This is a genomic window from Arthrobacter sp. H20, from assembly GCF_000520515.1.
Classification (GTDB): domain Bacteria; phylum Actinomycetota; class Actinomycetes; order Actinomycetales; family Micrococcaceae; genus Arthrobacter_D.
The window spans coordinates 5,010-21,049 of sequence record NZ_KI914755.1; the positions used below are offsets into that span (position 1 = coordinate 5,010).

The window sequence follows — 16,040 nt, forward strand, 5'->3', positions numbered from 1 at the left end:
GAGCCGCGCGAACGGCTGGCGCCCTGCGCTTCGGATGCCCCCCGGTGCTTCTTGCCGGTCTCGCCGAGATCCTCAAGGGTTTCAGCGTTGATGCCGGCGAGGGTCCGCTTGTTGCGGGGCAGCCGGCCCTTGGTGCCCTTGGGGATGTCCAGATCTTCGTAAAGATGGGGTGAGGAGGAGTACGTTTCAACGGGCTCGGCGGAGTCCAGGCCGAGGGCCTTGTTGATCAATCCCCAGCGGGGCATGTCATCCCAGTCAACGAAGGTGACGGCAGTGCCCTTCTTCCCGGCCCGGCCGGTGCGGCCGACGCGGTGCAGATAGGCTTTCTCATCCTCGGGGCACTGGTAGTTGATGACGTGGGTGATGTCGTCGACGTCGATACCGCGGGCGGCCACTTCGGTGGCGACCAGGACGTCGATCTTGTCGCCGCGGAAGGCCCTGAGGGCCTGCTCGCGGGCGCCCTGGCCCAGGTCGCCGTGGATGGCCCCGGCAGCGAAACCGCGGTCAATCAGTTCCTCGGACAGTTTGGCGGCGGTGCGCTTGGTCTTGGTGAAGATGATGGTGCGGCCGCGGCCGCGGGACTGCAGGATCCGGGACACAACCTCGGCTTTGTCGAGGTTGTGTGCACGGTAGATGACCTGGCGGATGTCCTTTTTGGTGATGCCCTCATCTTCAGGGTCAGCCGCGCGGATGTGGGTGGGCTGTGTCATGTAGCGACGTGCCATCGCTACCACCGGGCCGGGCATGGTGGCTGAGAACAGCATGGTCTGCCGGACGGCAGGGGTTCCAGCGATCAGTGTCTCGACGTCGGGGAGGAAGCCAAGGTCAAGCATTTCGTCGGCCTCGTCGAGCACAACGAGTTTCACGTTGGCGAGGGAGAGCAGTTTCTGCCGGTACAGGTCGATGAGGCGGCCCGGGGTGCCGACCACAATTTCGGTCCCGTTCTTGAGTGCCTCGATCTGGGGCTCATAGGCCCGTCCGCCGTAGATGGTCACGATCCGTGCGTGACGCTTCTTGGCAGCTGTCGTCAGGTCACCGGCCACCTGGACTGCGAGTTCGCGGGTTGGCACCACGATCAGTGCCTGGGGTGCTCCCGGCACGGGAAGGCGGTCATAGCCGTCGTCCTTTGGCGCAACAACACGCTGCAGCGCAGGGATGCCGAAGCCAAGGGTCTTGCCGGTGCCGGTTTTGGCCTGGCCGATAATGTCGTGTCCCCCCAGAGCAATTGACAGCGTCATCGCCTGAATAGGGAAAGGGTGGATGATGCCGGCGTCAGCGAGGGACTCAACGATATCTGGACGGACATTGAAGTCCGCGAACGTTTCCTCGGCCTCTTTGTGAGGTTCCTCGGTGGTAACCAGTGTCTCCTCAACGAAGATCTCGTCGTCGCTGTTGTCAGCGTGGAGATGGTGGGTGTCTTGCACCTGGGTGTCTTCAGTGTTCAATTAAATACCGTTCATTTAGGCCGTACGGCTGCTGGATCTCAACGGGTGGCTGACCTGTGGTCAGCCCGGAGGAACAGGCGCATGGCGTCCAGTGGAAGCCGATCGCGGGCTTACAACTGCAGGCCGGGGATTCGAGTGAATCCTGCCGGCTAAGAAGAACTCAAGATCGCGTAGGTACTTGCGGGTCAGGGGTAACTAATCAGGAAATGATGAGTACGACCGGGCATCCATTACTACGCAGTAAACTCTACCCTGCCCCGGCGGCGGTGCCCGACACGCCGGGAGTTGGTGCGCCATTGATCAGTTCGAAGCGGGTGATTCGGGCGGCAATGTCGGCGCGGACCAGGCGCACCCGGACTTTCTCACCGGCGAGAAGACTCCCCTCACACCGGGCCTCGACGGCTGGATCGGCCAACTGGATGGTGCCCACCGGGATGTAATCGGCGGGAGTGTTTCCGTTGGGTGGCTTTGAGCCGGCGATCACTACTGCGTCAAACTCCTGACCCACCAGATTGCTCAGCAACGCTGCCTCGACGGCGTCAAGAGCACCTCGCTCCATCCGGGACGACAGCTGGTTGGAGGAGTTCATCAGCGAGTTCAGTTCGGGAAGGGCGTCCCGCACCCACCCTGGGACCTCGGTGTTCTCGCACAGGGCGGCGCAGATGACGAGGACAAACCGGTCTACCAACCGTCGCAGGGGAGCCGTGGTGTGGGCGTAGGGGGCGGCGATGGCTGCCTGACTCATGGCGGCGGGCAGATCGCCGTCGAACGCTGTGTAGCCAGCGCCCCTGAACAGCGACGCGGCCGCATGCATCAGGGACAGCTGCCGCGGCTCGGTGGTGTCGAGGCCACGCAGGAACTCCCCGTACGCCATGTCCTCCGGCCACGGTTTACCGAGCACCCGTGCCTGATGGCGGAAACGTGCAACTGATTCCTGATCCGGCGGTGGCATGGTCCTGAGCACGCCAATTTTCCCGTCGATCATCAACTGGGCCGCTGCCATTCCCGTCAGGAGCGATATCTGTGCGTTCCAAGCTTCGGCGGGGAGGGGAGGTGAGGTGAGGATGAAGTACCGGTCGCCGTCGTTGGCGATCTCCTGTTCGGGAAGGCTCAGGCTCGCTCCGCCGCGGAGTCGTTCGAGCTCGATGCGCAGCAGCCCTACCTCCCTCAGCAAGACCAGGTTCTCGGGGGCTCCACCGGAGTCGATATCCCGTTGGACCTGTTCATAGGTCAGTTGTGCACGACTTCGGATGAGGGCACGCCGCAGGTCCATGTCCTGGACGGCCCCGGTCTCGTCAAGATCGAACTGCCACACATAGGCCGGCCGCACCAGCCCGGGCAGCAGACTCGCTGCGTCCTCGGAAATGAGTTCAGGGTGCAGCGAAATGCGGCCGTCCGGTGCGTAAACGGTTTGACCGCGCCGTCTGGCTTCCCGATCGATGGCACCGCCCGGCGTGACGAACGCTGGAACGTCAGCGATCGCGTACCAGACCCGGTACCCCGCCGTGGTGCGCTCAAGATGGACTGCCTGATCCAGGTCGGTGGACCCCGGCGGATCAATCGTAATGAAGCCCAACTCGGTGAGATCGGTAGTCGGCCGGGAATGCTGGGCGATGGCCTGCCTGGCCTCTGCGAGGACATCGGGTGGGAAGCCGGCCTCAAGCCCCAGCTCTTCGCGAAGGAGATGCAGGGCACGGGTCAGTTGCAGCTGCGAATTCCGATTCGACAAATCCAGATGCGAGTACGGCACAACCCCAACGGTAATACACCGGGCTCGGACGTCGGTGGAGGGCGGCGACGCCCCGGTGCCTTCGGGCCTGACGTTCCGGCACCGGTACCCTTGACCCCATGAGTTCACTGCAGTCGTCCCGATCCGCGCAGGCCTCCGATGGGGCAACTGCCGCGGACCAGCCCCAGCTTCCCTCCGACCCTCGCTATGCCCGGTTCATCGTTGACCTCTTCGGGGTGATGGCTTACGGCGAACTGTCAGGTTTTGAACGGCTGTCCTCTGACGCACGGTTCTCGCCGACGCTGCATGATCGGGCCACGCTCGGCCGGTTGGCTGTCACCGAATTCGAACACTTTGAGATGGTCAGCGCCCACCTTGCGGCCTTGGGGGTAGACGTGGAGACTGCCATGACTCCCTTCCAACCCTCTATCGACTCATTCCATGAGCGGACCCGACCGGCTGACTGGTACGAATCACTGATGAAGGCGTATGTGATCGACGCGATCTCTGGCGATTTCTACACCGCGCTTGCCGGACGTCTGGATGAGCCAACCCGGGAACTGATCAGCCGAGTCCAATCCGCTGATGAGCAGGGCCAGCTGTTGCAGGAACGACTGCGGGCGGCGCTCGCCGACGATCCGCGGCTGGCCTCGCGGCTGGCGCTCTGGGGGCGGCGGCTGGTCGGCGAAGCGCTCACCCAGGCGCAGCGAATTGGCATCGAGCGGGAGTTCCTGGGCTCGCTTCTCTTCGCCGGGGCTGAGGATGACCAGGAAAAGGAGACTCTGCTGTTGTTCTCACGATTGACCCGCAACCATTCCCGGCGGATGAGTCAGCTCGGTCTTACCGCCTAGCGGGCTGACTGCCGGGGCCGCTGCACTGCGTCCTAGGTGCCGCAGAAGGTTCGGTAGGCGCCGAAGTCACCTGGTGCGCCGGCGGTGTAGCGCTCGAGGCCGGGACGTTCCTCAAACGGTAAAGTCACAGCGGTCAGCAGCTGGTCGAATGGCTCGAGGTCACCAGCTGTCGCAGCGGTGAGAGCTTCCTCCACCAGGTGATTGCGGGGGATGTAGGCAGGGTTGGTCCTGTCCATAGCGGCGGCGTCCGGTCCCAGAGATTTCCAGCGCTGCACCCACGCATCCAGCCCCTCGTCAGTGGCGAAGAGTGTCCTCACGTCGTCGGTTTCACCCCCGGCGGCACCGGAGAGGCTCCTGAAGAACGCCGTGTAGTCCACCCCACCGGTCGTCAGGAGCGCGAGTAGGTCATCGACGAGGGGCAGGATTAGCTCGTCGCTCTGGTGCCCTGACAATCCGAGTTTGGCTTTCATCCCGGCTGACCACGTGTCGCCGTACCGTTGCCGGAACATCCCCAGCTCGTCGGTGGCGATCCTGACGGCCTGCTCCTGGTCGTCGTGGAGGAGGGGGAGCAGGGCTTCTGCCAGCCGGGCGAGGTTCCACTCGGCCACTACGGGTTGGTTGGCGTACGCATACCGGCCGCCCTCGTCGATTGAGCTGTAGACCGCCGCTGGGTCAAACGCTTCCATGAACGCGCAGGGGCCGTAGTCGATGGTTTCGCCGGAGATCGTCATGTTGTCGGTGTTCATGACACCGTGAACGAAGCCGATCAGCATCCACTGGGCCACCAGCGATGCCTGAGCGGCCAGCACCGATTGGAACAGGGCAAGGTAGGGCTCAACTGCGTCAGCTGCCTCGGGGCAATGGCGCGCAATTGCGTGGTCGGCGAGACGACGAAGGAGGCCGACGTCGCCAGTGGCCTGAGCATACTGAAAGCTGCCCACCCGCAGGTGGCTGCTGGCCACCCGGGCCAAAACTGCGCCCGGAAGCTGGGTCTCGCGTCGGACTGATCTGCCGGTCGCGACCACCGCGAGAGAGCGGGTCGTGGGGAGGCCGAGGGCGTGCATAGCCTCACTGATGAGGTACTCGCGAAGCATTGGTCCTACTGCCGCGAGCCCGTCACCGCCGCGGGCAAACGGAGTCCGCCCCGAACCCTTGAGGTGGAGGTCGCGCACGCGGGTGGAGGGGTCGGTGATTTCACCGAGCAGGAGCGCGCGGCCATCCCCAAGACGAGGAGAGAATCCACCAAATTGGTGTCCCGCGTAGGCCTGCGCCACAGGGGTGGCACCGTTGGGGACGAGATTGCCGGTCAACAGACGCAGGCCCTCGGGGCCCCGCAGCGCAGGAGGGTCAAGACCTAGCTCTGCCGCCAGTCGATCATTGAGAATAAGTAGCCGCGCGTCCGGCGCTTCCTCTGCCCGCCAGGGGATAGCCATTTCGCTGAGTTCCCGCGAAAAGCGGTCGTCGAGCGTGAGGGAAAGCTGGGGTGAAACACTCATCTAGTGAGCCTACAGCCGGTGCTAGGTGTCCGAAACTCTCCTGAGAGCCTCAGCCTCACCTGTTTCCCGGTGCCGCCCCAGCCACCAGGCCGCCGCCACGCAAACACCCGCCGATGCGACGATGGGAAGCAGCCAGCTCAGCCAGAATAGCTCTGGATTGTAGCCCAGCCCAGTAAATTGCAGGGCGACCCATGCCACCATGCCGAAGCCGACGGCGATGAGCGGCAGGATCAAGGCACCGTATCGCTGATGCCTGCGGTCCGCAAAGCGCACGGCGAAGCCGATCACGAGCGTCGCCGCAGCGACAACCATCAGCGCCAGCATGCTCGCCCCCGCTCACCGTTCTGACGAGCTAAAGCGCTCCAAAACCTACCCGGCGTGACTCTTCGGCACCGATTTCCACATAGCCCAGGACATTCGAGGGGACAATGACGTGGCGTCCCTTGCTATCGGCAAGACGAAGTTCGGCGCCACCGTTCATCGCCTTCGCAACGATTTCCGCGACCTCATCGGCGGTCTGTTCGGACTCGAGAACGATCTCGCGGTTGACGTTCTGGATACCAATTTTAATTTCCACGACGGTTCCTCCTGATATAGCGGTGTGGGGCTATGCCCTCACTGGAACTTACTCTAGATTTCCTTGGGGAAGCGACTGATTCCGCGCCAAGCTAAACGGTAGATCAGCTCGCTCGCAGCATCGATGTCCATGGACCCGTCGGTCTCCAGCCAATAGCGCGCACTGACCTGCGCCATGCCAGCCAGACCGTGGCCGAGGAGCGTTGCCTCAAGGTGGGAGAGGCGGGTGTCCTCAGCAATTACCCCAGCGATGGCGTCGGCGAACCGCGCATTGAACTCCTCAAGCCGGCCGCTCACGTCAGGATCGTTGAACAGGTCGGACTCGAAGACCAGCCGGTGGGCCTGGCTATCCTGCGCGATGAACTGGAAGTAGGCCCGCATGGTGGCGTGGACCCGCAACTTGTTGTCAGTGGTGGACTGCAGGGCCCCAACCAGTAGGCCGGTCAACTCGCCAAGATGGTTCTCCAGCAGCGCCAGGTAGAGCTCCCGTTTACCAGGGAAATGTTGGTACAACACCGGTTTACTAACCTTGGCGACCTCAGCGATTTCGTCCATCGCAGCACCGTGGTATCCGTTGGCGACAAACACCTCGTGCGCAGCGCTCAGCAGCTGACGCCGCCGCTCGTCCCGTGGCAGTCGCGTGGCTTTGCCGCTCGTCGGTTCTCCTGCGCTCACGCTTCGTCTGGCCTTCGGTCGGTGGTGGCGGACCGATTCACAAGGAAGTGGCCCAGAGGATCAGCCTCCAGTTTACCCATCGGTAACCCTGAGGCTCGCACGGCTGGCACGGGGAGGTTCACCAGGCATACATTTGAGGCATGAGCTCACATGAATCGGCGCTCGCCCCCCTCGTCTCTCCCCAGGCTGAACTGTCGCGTGAAGAAACTGAACGCTACTCCCGCCACCTGATCATCCCGGGGTTTGGCCTGGAAGCGCAGCACCGGCTGAAGAACTCCCGGGTCCTGGTGATCGGCGCCGGCGGATTGGGTTCGCCCGCGTTGTTGTACCTCGCGGCCGCGGGGATCGGGACGATCGGGATTGTCGACGACGACGTCGTCGATGTCTCGAATCTGCAGCGGCAAATCATCCACGGGGTGTCGAATGTCGGCCAGTCTAAGGCTGAGTCGGCGGCGCAGAGCATTGCTGAGCTGAACCCGCTGGTGACCGTCCGTCGTCACGAAGTCCGGCTGGACAACAGCAACGCACTGGAAATCTTCGCTGGGTATGACCTGATTCTTGACGGTACAGACAACTTCGCCACCCGCTATCTGGTGAGTGACGCCGCCGAGATGCTTGGCAAACCCTATGTCTGGGGTTCAATCCTTCGATTTGAGGGCCAGGTGAGCGTCTTCTGGGCCAAACATGGACCCAGCTACCGCGATCTCTACCCCGATGCTCCGCCGCCCGGATCGGTCCCCTCCTGCGCGGAGGGCGGTGTGCTCGGCGTCCTCTGCGCGCAGATCGGGTCAGTGATGGTCAATGAGGCAATCAAGCTGATTACCGGTACCGGCGTCTCCCTGCTGGGGCGGGTGCTGATCTTTGATGCGTTGGAGATGACCTGGCGGGAGGTGAGGGTCCGCCGGGACCCGGAGGCGCAGCCGGTAACCGAGCTCATCGATTACCAGGAGTTTTGCGGCCTGCCTGGTGAGCCAGCGGGCGCCGTGCCGTCGGTCAGTGTTCATGAGCTCGAGCGGTTGCTGCGGGAACGGGCGAGTGGGGGCCTGGACTTCGACCTCATCGACGTGAGGGAACCTGGTGAGCACGAGATCGTCAGTATTGACGGTGCCACCCTGATGCCCAGGAACTCGGTGCTGACTGGGGAACAACGGGTCAGCACGGACAAGGATGTGTACGTGCACTGCAAAGCTGGGAGCCGTTCGGCCGACGTGGTGCAGCACCTGCGCTCGGCGGGACACTCACGGGTCTACAACGTGGACGGTGGGATCCTTGAGTGGGTGCGGGAGATCGAACCGGACAAACCGGTGTACTAACCGTCGCAGGGCGCCGGGCGGTGAGCTAGTACGCAGTGCCGGTGGCTGGCGGAACCTGCCGTACCGGGCAGCCCGCTTCTTCCGGCTGCCCGGCTGGTATGGCGAGGTCGATGCCGTACAGGGCTTCAAGCGCAGCTGCGTAGTCCTGCTGGCGGCCTTCGGCGGCCAGTTCGCGGGCGCGCACCGTTGGCACGTGAAGAAGCTGGCGCACCATCCGGCGGAGCGCGAACTCCACTTCCTCGGCCGCAGCGGTGCAGCCGTGCTGGGCCCTGACCTTCTGCATCTCCGATTCGAGTACCTGCTGGGTGTGCTTCCGCAACGCGACGATCGCAGTGTCCATCGTCCGTGAGTCCTGGCGTTCCTGGAAGGTCCGGGCCGCGTCGGACACCAGTGAGCTGGCCTGGCTGAGCGCGGCAGCCTGCTCACTCGGTGCAGCAAGCCTGACCGACTCAAGGGTGATCAGCTCAACATTGTCCAATGAGCCTACCGCCGGGTCGAAGTCGTGGCTCAGGGCCAAGTCGACGATGATCAGCGGCTTGTCCACATCAGCGCGGACCCGTTCCACGTCGTCGGCTTCCACCCGGTTGTCGCTGCCGCTGCAGCCGACCACGATATCCGCCCCTGCCAGGGCGACGGGCAGGTTCTCTGGGGTGAGCGCCTCGCCTCCACGGGTTGATACGAAGGCTTCGGCGCGGCCGGACGAGGAGAAAACCGACACTTCAGTGCAGCCCTTTTCTTTCAGGAGGGCCATCGTGGCACCCGCGTAGGCGCCGGTGCCGAACACCACCACAGACTTGTCGGCAAACTCCCGGGTCAGCGACAGGTCTGCTGCGAGCTCCAGTGCTACCGAGACGATTGACCGGCCCTGACTGCCCAACGCCGTTTGTGCCCCAACATCCTTGGCGGTGCGGGAGGCCTCCTGGAACAGCCGGACGAGTGGGCCGCTGGTGGTGCCGTTGGCCTGGGACTCGATCAGTGCCCGGCGCACCTGGCCGGCGATTTCCCGTTCGCCGACCACCGCGCTGTCGAGGCCAGCCCCGACAGCAAAGAGATGACGGGCCACCTCCTCGCCGGTGCGGGTAGTGAACGCTGAAGAGACCCAGCTTTCGGGGAGTCCTGACAGCCCGCTGATCCGGGCGATGACTGCGGAGCGTGCGGCCTCGACGTCGTCGGTGGAAGCGGCATCACAGTAGATTTCGAGGCGGTTGCAGGTGGCGAGGGTAACCGCACCAGAGACGGCCGGCCCATCAGCGAGCACAGCTGATGCGACTTGGTCGGCGCCGACGCTGAGTCGGGCGACGGTTTCCAAGTCCACATCGGAATGGGTTGCAACCAGAGATAGTAAAACCACAGCCCGACAAGCATAGCGAAATCTGGTTCAAGGACCTGAATAGGTTCGCCTAAGTTAGTTGACAACAAGCGGGTTATGGAGCCCGAAACGAGGTGAGGTTCGCCACCTTGCGGACCAATACGCAGCGGTTGGACTGCCCCGGCGCAGAGCGGGTTAACCCAAACCGCCGGATCTTGGGCACAATCGAGATATGACTTTGAGTGCAACACACCCTCTGGTAGACGGCCGGACGTCGTCCTCGCCGCTCATCTCGGCCTACCGCGGCGAGCGACCCAGTCGACGCCCGGTGTGGTTCATGCGTCAGGCTGGCCGCTCCCTCCCTGAGTACCGGCTGTTGCGGCAGGGCACAGGGATGCTCGACTCCTGTCTGGACCCGGCGATGGCGTCCGAGATCACGCTTCAGCCGGTCCGTAGGCACGACGTCGACGCTGCCATCTTCTTCTCCGATATTGTCATCCCGCTGAAGCTGGCCGGCGTCGACGTGGACATCGTTCCTGGTGTTGGACCGGTGCTTGGGACACCGGTCCGGACCGCAGCCGACGTCGCCGCGCTGCCTGAGCTCACCGACGAGGCGCTGGAGCCGATCCGGCAGGCGGTTGCCCTCACGGTAGCCGAACTGGGGAGCACCCCCTTGATTGGGTTTGCTGGTGCTCCGTTCACGCTGGCGGCGTACATGGTCGAGGGCAAACCCTCCCGCGACCACCTCGGACCGCGCACTATGATGCATTCCGATCCCGAGACCTGGGGTGCGCTGACCCGTTGGGCAGCTGACGCCTCCGGGAAGTTCCTGAAGGCCCAACTCCAAGCCGGAGCGAGTGCTGCCCAACTGTTCGACTCGTGGGCGGGTTCCCTGGGGCTGGCCGACTACACGGCGCATGTTGCCTCGGCCTCGGGCCGGGCACTGGACTTCGTGCGTGACCTCGGCGCGCCGCTGATTCATTTTGGCACCGGGACGTCAGAGCTCCTGGTGGCCATGCACGACGTCGGTGTGGATGTGGTGGGAGTCGACTACCGGTTGCCCCTGGACGAGGCCAACCGCCGACTCGGTGGCGCGGTACCGCTGCAGGGCAATATCGATCCCGCTCTGCTGTCAGCGCCCTGGGAGGTGCTTGAGGCCCACGTGCTCGCCGTGTTGAAGGCGGGGTCAGCGGCCCCTGGTCACGTGGTCAATCTCGGCCACGGTGTCCCGCCGGACACCGATCCCGCGGTCCTGACCCGCATAGTTGAACTGATCCACTCGGTGGAACCGTAGCCATGCCGCACCGGAGCAGCGCACCCCGGACGCCGGCGGCCAAAACCGTCGTCGTGATCGGCGGCGGCATGGCCGGGCTGATCGCCGCCCGCGAGCTGGTCAGCCGCGGGCTTGCCGTGACGGTCCTTGAGCGCTCAGCGGGTTTCGGTGGCTGCGTCGCTGACCACAAGGTCGCCGGATTGAGACTGGACAGCGGAGCCGAGTCCTACTCGACCCGCTCCGACACGGTTCCCGACCTCGCCCGGGAACTCGGACTGGGCGAGAAACTGGTCACTCCGAACCCGGTTGGCGCGTGGATCCGCTTTCCCGGGAAGGACCCGCAACACAGCTCCATGCCACTGCCCCGCAGCGGCATCCTTGGCATCCCGGCCGATGTGCTCGACCCGGAGATTGTGCGCGCGATTGGCCGTGCCGGGGCGTTGCGGGCCTCTCTCGACAAGGTGCTCCCGCTGGGCAGCCTGTACAAGGACGACGGCGTGAGCCTGGGCGAGGTGGTGCGCGCCAGGATGGGCGTGGACGTTCTGACGCGCCTGGTGGCGCCGGTGGTCGGAGGTGTGTTCTCAGCAGACCCGGATGACCTGGATGTTGATTCGGTGGCTCCCGGCCTTCGCAAGGCGATGAAGAAGCATGGCTCCCTCGGTGCAGCTGTGGGGGCAATGCGCGCTGCAGCCCCGGCCGGCTCAGCAGTTGGTGGACTGAGCGGGGGGATGGCCCAGCTCACCCGCGTCCTGACCGCTGAACTTCGCGCCAGCGGGGCGGACCTCAGGCCGGACAGCGACGTCCTCACCATCAACAGGTCAGGGGCAGGCTGGACGGTCACCACCGCAGGGTCCGCCCTTGCCGCTGATGCCCTCGTGATGGCAGTTGACGGACCGGGTGCCGTTGACCTGCTGGGTGATTCCTTGCCGCGGCTGGTCGCCGACCGCCCCAAGACTGTGCCGGGGGTGGCCCTGGTGACACTCGTCGTCGACGTGCCGGAACTCGACGCACACCCACGGGGCACCGGGGTTCTGGTTTCTGCTGGGGCTGAAGGGGTCAGTGCCAAAGCACTCACCCACGCCACAGCAAAGTGGGCCTGGCTCGCGGAGCAAACGGGGCCGGGCTCCCATGTGCTGCGCCTCTCGTACGGACGAGCAGGAGAGGTAGGCGGCGAGGCGGCCGACGACGCCGGCCTCTACAGTGCAGCGCTCGCCGATGCGTCAGCTCTCCTCGAGACCAGCATCGACGACGCCGACGTGGTGGGTTGGAACGTTGTCCGCTGGAACGGAGCCCTGCCGCACGCCTCGGTGGGGCACCGGGATCTGGTGGCACGGGTCCGGGCCGCTGCAGCGGTTGAACGCAACCTTGAAATCACTGGCGCCTGGCTGGCCGGAACCGGCCTGGTGGCCGTTGTCGATGATGCCCGGGTCCGGGCCAGGGCGCTCGCTGACCGCCTCGCCCCGGCGGGCCAGTGATCCCCGCGGGTCTGTGATCTTCGCGACTTTCTACACACAGTAGAACCCTAAATTTCGGTTTGTTCCTCACCGCGGGGCAGACTAGTACCATGAGTGAGCAAACCCGCACGGAGCACACGCAGGATCCCTCAACGGCCACCGCAGGCGACGCCGCGGCTGAGCAGTTCTTCACCCTTTGGACAGTGTTCAAACGGAGTGCCGTCACCCACGCGTCAGCCACTGGATCACTCGATGCCGTTCTGGCATCCCTCGACGCTGACGGCGTAACGCTGCGGGGCTTCTATGACGTCTCGGCGATGCGCGAGGACGCCGATGTGTTGGTCTGGTTGCACGGTGCCCACCCCGAAGCTCTGCAGGCGGCCGTCAGGAAAATCCGTCGGACAGGCGAGTTTGCGGCTGCCGAGATCGTCTGGTCGGCCATGGGGGTCCACCGGGCCGCCGAATTCTCGAAGAGCCATTCTCCAGCCTTCTCCCGCGGCGTGGCACCAGCCGAATGGGTGTGTGTTTACCCATTTGTCCGCTCCTACGACTGGTACATCCTGCCGTCCGAAGAGCGCCGGGAAATGCTGTACGACCATGGGTTGAAGGGCCGCGACTATCCGCAGGTCCTCTCCAACACGGTCTCCTCCTTCGCTCTCGGCGACTGGGAGTGGATCCTTGCCCTCGAGGCCCCGGAGCTGGTCGACCTCGTCGATCTGATGCGTCATCTTCGGGAGACCGAGGCCCGGCGGCACGTGCGTGACGAAATTCCCTTTTATACCGGACGGCGGATTGATCCCGCCGGGATTGCAGAGGTGCTCCTATGACCAGTCAGGCATTTCACCCGCTCGACGGTGTGGACGACAACGGTCGGATGAAGCCGAAGAATTACGACGCCATTGTGCTCGCCTCCTTCGGTGGACCCGAGGGGCAGGAGGATGTCATTCCGTTCCTGCGGAATGTCACGCAGGGCCGGGGGATCCCGGACGAGCGGCTCGAGGAAGTCTCGCACCACTACAGAGCCAATGGCGGGATCAGCCCGATCAACTCGCAGAACCGCGCGCTGAAGGCTGCCATGGAGACTGAACTGGCCAGTCGCGGCATGGATTTGCCGGTGTACTGGGGAAACCGGAACTGGGCTCCATTTATCGCTGACACCCTGCAGGAGGCGTACGACGCCGGACACCGCCGGGTGCTGACGGTTACCACCAGCGCCTACTCCTGTTACTCGAGCTGCCGTCAATACCGGGAGGATCTGGGCGTGGCCCTGGTTGAAACCGGCCTCGACGGGAAGCTTGAGGTGGACAAGGTCAGGCAGTACTTTGACCACCCCGGCTTCGTTGAACCATTCGTTGAAGGTGTCACAGCCGGACTGGCGGGGCTCCGCCAGAAGTTGAGTGAGAGCGGTGCGGCCGACGCCCCAATTCACATTCTCTTCGCCACCCACTCAATTCCCACCGGTGACGCCGACGCCGCCGGGCCCCGCGTCGACGGGGAAGCCGATGGTGGCCCAGCCTACGCAGAGGGCGCCTACGTCGCCCAGCATCTGGCTACCGCACAGGCTGTCCTCGACCGGGTTCCGGAATCCACCGGTGTGGACTGGTCGCTGGTATACCAGTCACGGTCGGGTGCACCGCACGTGCCGTGGCTGGAACCGGATATCAACGATGCGATCAAGGATCTCGCGGTCGCCGGCACCAAGGGCGTGGTGATCGTTCCGCTGGGATTCGTCAGCGACCACATGGAAGTGAAGTGGGACCTGGACACCGAGGCCCTTGAGACGTGCGCCGATCTTGGGGTCATCGCCGAGCGGGTGCCCACCCCCGGCACCCATGACAAGTTCGTCGCAGGGCTGATCGATCTGGTCTGCGAACGCACAGTCGACAACAACATCACTGACCGGCCAGCCGCAACCAACCTCGGACCATGGTTCGATGTGTGCCGGCCCAACTGCTGTGCCAACCGCCGGGGTCCCAAACCGACTGTCGCTGCAGCCGATTCAACAGTCGGTCTGCCAGGGACAGCTCCAGCCTCGTGACCCAGCCGTTGCGGGTGGGCACCCGGGCCAGCGCGCTGGCGCTCACCCAGACCACCACGGTCGCCGAGCGGATCAGCGAGCTCAGCGGAGCTGAGCACGAACTGGTGCGGATCCGCACGGAGGGCGACGTTCACAAGGGGTCGCTCACACAGATCGGGGGGACGGGTGTCTTTGTCGCTGCGCTGCGCGATGCGCTGCTCGATGACCGCTGCGATCTGGCAGTCCATTCGTTGAAGGATCTCCCGACAGCTGCAGCCGAGGGACTGTCCATAGCTGCCATCCCTGTCCGGGCCGACACCCGTGACGCCCTGTGCGCCCGTGCCGGGCTGACCCTGGCGGACCTGCCCGACGGATCAACAGTGGGAACCGGGTCCCCGCGCCGCGCCGCTCAGCTTCGTGCCGCCAGGCCGGGACTGACAGTTATCGACATCAGGGGCAACGTTGACACCCGGCTGGGGCGGGTCGCCGGACTGACCGAGTCGGGTCCCGGCGATCTGGACGCCGTGGTGCTGGCCGCGGCCGGGCTGTTCCGGCTGGGTCGTGAGAAAGTCATTACCGAACTCATCGACCCGGCCGTCATGCTGCCCGCACCCGGGCAGGGTGCGCTCGCCGTCGAGTGCAGGTCAACTGATGCAGGAAACTCCTCCTTCGCCGCTGCGCTGAACTCATACGACGACACCACCACCCGGTTGGCGGTCACCGCCGAGCGGGCGGTCCTGAGGCGGCTCGAAGCGGGGTGCAGCGCCCCGATCGGTGCGCTGGCCACTATTCGGGGCGGCGTCATCGGGTTAACGGCCGTGGTGTGCAGCCTCGATGGGACGAAGCTGCTCCGGTTGGCCCGTTCCGGTGCGGACCTGAGTGTTGACGGCGCCGATGCGGTGGGCGTTGGGCTCGCAGAGGACCTGCTCGAGGCCGGTGCCGCGGCCATCGCACCGCTCACCGTCGGATGAACCCAGCCCCGTCACCGGGTACCCTGCCGCTCGACGGCGTCCGGGTGGTTCTTCTGCGCTCGGCCGAGAGGTCGGGGCCGATGATTTGGGAACTCCACTCCCGTGGAGCGGATGTGCGGCTTCTGCCCCTGATTGACTTCGAGACCCCCGAGGATATCGAAGCGTTCGATGCTTCCCTCGAAAGCCTCGCCGGGGGAGGGTTCAGCTGGCTCGTCATCACCAGCATCACAACCATCAGGGCGCTGAAACAGAGGGTGGCCGAACGGGGATCCCACCTGACCGCTGCGATTCACCCCGGCACCCAGATCGCGGCGGTGGGGGAAGCCACCGCCGACGCGCTGTTCGCTGAGGGCCTTCGTGTGGATCTGGTCCCTGGGCGAATCGGCAAGCAGAGTTCGGCAGCAGGACTGGCCGCTGCCTTCAGCGAGCTGCCGCCGGACGGACGCGTCCTGGTGCCGCAGGCGGATCGTGCCAACGACACTGTGGAGCGGCTACTCGCCGACCAGGGGTGGGACCTTGAGTGCGTTACTGCGTACCGGACCGTGGCGCTCCCGGCCGACCCGGCGCGTCGGATCACTGCTGGTGTGGCGCAGGAGCCAGGATCGTCGGGTTCCCGCGACTTACCGGCAGCCGAGACTTTGGTTGAGCTTGATCGGGGCCAGTTCTGGGCAGCGGCAACTGCTGGCGACGTTGACGCAGTGGTTTTCACTTCACCGAGCACTGTGCGCCTGTTGTCGGACGGAACACTGACAGACGCGGGTGGCTACCTCCCGGCCGGGGTCGCTGCGGTAATGATTGGTGCCAGTACCGCCGACGAGGCGGCACGATGTGGCATCCCCGTCGCAGCGGTCGCCGCCGAACCCACTCCCGTGGGCATCGCTGACGCTATCGCGGCTGCGGTGCGGAACAACAAGTGATCGTGACAGGCTAG

The 16,040-nt window shown here is 64.8% G+C and carries 15 protein-coding genes; 8 read left to right on the forward strand and 7 right to left on the reverse strand.

What is annotated here, in order from left to right:
• On the reverse strand, positions 1-1,424 hold a 1,424-nt coding region (locus Y703_RS20275; RefSeq protein ID WP_035765509.1), incomplete at its 3' end, for a DEAD/DEAH box helicase.
• 268 nt (positions 1,425-1,692) lie between these two features.
• Complete coding sequence (locus tag Y703_RS0115150; RefSeq protein ID WP_026553381.1) at positions 1,693-3,195, reverse strand: RNB domain-containing ribonuclease; 1,503 nt, start codon at positions 3,193-3,195, stop codon at positions 1,693-1,695.
• A 98-nt stretch (positions 3,196-3,293) separates the two neighbouring features.
• On the opposite strand from Y703_RS0115150, the gene Y703_RS0115155 reads away from it, so the two are divergent.
• Complete coding sequence (locus tag Y703_RS0115155) at positions 3,294-4,025, forward strand: ferritin-like fold-containing protein (protein ID WP_026553382.1); 732 nt, start codon at positions 3,294-3,296, stop codon at positions 4,023-4,025.
• 32 nt (positions 4,026-4,057) lie between these two features.
• On the opposite strand, the gene Y703_RS0115160 is transcribed toward Y703_RS0115155, so the two are convergent.
• The 4 genes from Y703_RS0115160 to Y703_RS0115175 are packed head-to-tail and all read right to left on the reverse strand — an operon-like array spanning position 4,058 to position 6,772.
• Positions 4,058-5,521 (reverse strand): protein adenylyltransferase SelO, encoded by a 1,464-nt coding sequence (locus tag Y703_RS0115160; protein WP_026553383.1) that lies wholly within the window; start codon positions 5,519-5,521, stop codon positions 4,058-4,060.
• Between the two features lie 21 nt (positions 5,522-5,542).
• Complete coding sequence (locus Y703_RS0115165) at positions 5,543-5,845, reverse strand: hypothetical protein (protein WP_026553384.1); 303 nt, start codon at positions 5,843-5,845, stop codon at positions 5,543-5,545.
• A 28-nt stretch (positions 5,846-5,873) separates the two neighbouring features.
• The gene (locus tag Y703_RS0115170; RefSeq protein WP_026553385.1) at positions 5,874-6,098 is read right to left on the reverse strand and encodes a DUF3107 domain-containing protein; all 225 of its coding nucleotides are present in this window, start codon (positions 6,096-6,098) and stop codon (positions 5,874-5,876) included.
• Positions 6,099-6,151: 53 nt separating this feature from the next.
• Positions 6,152-6,772, reverse strand: coding sequence for a TetR/AcrR family transcriptional regulator (locus Y703_RS0115175; protein WP_051427648.1), 621 nt, complete (start codon positions 6,770-6,772; stop codon positions 6,152-6,154).
• A 140-nt stretch (positions 6,773-6,912) separates the two neighbouring features.
• On the opposite strand from Y703_RS0115175, the gene moeB reads away from it, so the two are divergent.
• Positions 6,913-8,085, forward strand: coding sequence for a molybdopterin-synthase adenylyltransferase MoeB (gene moeB / locus Y703_RS0115180; RefSeq protein ID WP_026553387.1), 1,173 nt, complete (start codon positions 6,913-6,915; stop codon positions 8,083-8,085).
• 25 nt (positions 8,086-8,110) lie between these two features.
• Here moeB and Y703_RS0115185 read toward each other — a convergent pair whose 3' ends face one another.
• The gene (locus Y703_RS0115185; protein ID WP_026553388.1) at positions 8,111-9,436 is read right to left on the reverse strand and encodes a glutamyl-tRNA reductase; all 1,326 of its coding nucleotides are present in this window, start codon (positions 9,434-9,436) and stop codon (positions 8,111-8,113) included.
• A 190-nt stretch (positions 9,437-9,626) separates the two neighbouring features.
• On the opposite strand from Y703_RS0115185, the gene hemE reads away from it, so the two are divergent.
• The 6 genes from hemE (at position 9,627) to Y703_RS0115215 (ending at position 16,026) form a co-directional block, all read left to right on the forward strand.
• Complete coding sequence (gene hemE / locus Y703_RS0115190; RefSeq protein ID WP_026553389.1) at positions 9,627-10,688, forward strand: uroporphyrinogen decarboxylase; 1,062 nt, start codon at positions 9,627-9,629, stop codon at positions 10,686-10,688.
• A gap of 2 nt (positions 10,689-10,690) precedes the next feature.
• Positions 10,691-12,142 carry a protoporphyrinogen oxidase gene (gene hemG, locus Y703_RS0115195; RefSeq protein ID WP_026553390.1) on the forward strand — a complete coding sequence of 484 codons (1,452 nt, stop codon included), beginning with the start codon at positions 10,691-10,693 and terminating at the stop codon, positions 12,140-12,142.
• Between the two features lie 89 nt (positions 12,143-12,231).
• The gene (hemQ, locus tag Y703_RS0115200; protein WP_026553391.1) at positions 12,232-12,948 is read left to right on the forward strand and encodes a hydrogen peroxide-dependent heme synthase; all 717 of its coding nucleotides are present in this window, start codon (positions 12,232-12,234) and stop codon (positions 12,946-12,948) included.
• Positions 12,945-14,159, forward strand: coding sequence for a ferrochelatase (locus tag Y703_RS0115205; protein ID WP_026553392.1), 1,215 nt, complete (start codon positions 12,945-12,947; stop codon positions 14,157-14,159). Before hemQ ends, Y703_RS0115205 begins: the two co-directional genes overlap by 4 nt.
• Positions 14,156-15,109 (forward strand): hydroxymethylbilane synthase, encoded by a 954-nt coding sequence (gene hemC / locus Y703_RS0115210; protein ID WP_026553393.1) that lies wholly within the window; start codon positions 14,156-14,158, stop codon positions 15,107-15,109. The genes Y703_RS0115205 and hemC overlap by 4 nt, the downstream gene beginning before the upstream one ends.
• Complete coding sequence (locus Y703_RS0115215) at positions 15,106-16,026, forward strand: uroporphyrinogen-III synthase (protein ID WP_026553394.1); 921 nt, start codon at positions 15,106-15,108, stop codon at positions 16,024-16,026. Before hemC ends, Y703_RS0115215 begins: the two co-directional genes overlap by 4 nt.
• Positions 16,027-16,040: the final 14 nt, after the last annotated feature.

What these genes read in the sequence shown, in the direction of transcription:
- Y703_RS0115155 (WP_026553382.1), top strand. Translation starts at nt 3,294, where the DNA reads ATGAGTTCACTGCAGTCGTCCCGATCCGCGCAGGCCTCCGATGGGGCA.
- Y703_RS0115160 (WP_026553383.1), bottom strand. Translation starts at nt 5,521, where the DNA reads ATGAGTGTTTCACCCCAGCTTTCCCTCACGCTCGACGACCGCTTTTCG.
- Y703_RS0115165 (WP_026553384.1), bottom strand. Translation starts at nt 5,845, where the DNA reads ATGCTGGCGCTGATGGTTGTCGCTGCGGCGACGCTCGTGATCGGCTTC.
- moeB (WP_026553387.1), top strand. Translation starts at nt 6,913, where the DNA reads ATGAGCTCACATGAATCGGCGCTCGCCCCCCTCGTCTCTCCCCAGGCT.
- hemE (WP_026553389.1), top strand. Translation starts at nt 9,627, where the DNA reads ATGACTTTGAGTGCAACACACCCTCTGGTAGACGGCCGGACGTCGTCC.
- hemG (WP_026553390.1), top strand. Translation starts at nt 10,691, where the DNA reads ATGCCGCACCGGAGCAGCGCACCCCGGACGCCGGCGGCCAAAACCGTC.
- hemQ (WP_026553391.1), top strand. Translation starts at nt 12,232, where the DNA reads ATGAGTGAGCAAACCCGCACGGAGCACACGCAGGATCCCTCAACGGCC.
- Y703_RS0115205 (WP_026553392.1), top strand. Translation starts at nt 12,945, where the DNA reads ATGACCAGTCAGGCATTTCACCCGCTCGACGGTGTGGACGACAACGGT.
- Y703_RS0115215 (WP_026553394.1), top strand. Translation starts at nt 15,106, where the DNA reads ATGAACCCAGCCCCGTCACCGGGTACCCTGCCGCTCGACGGCGTCCGG.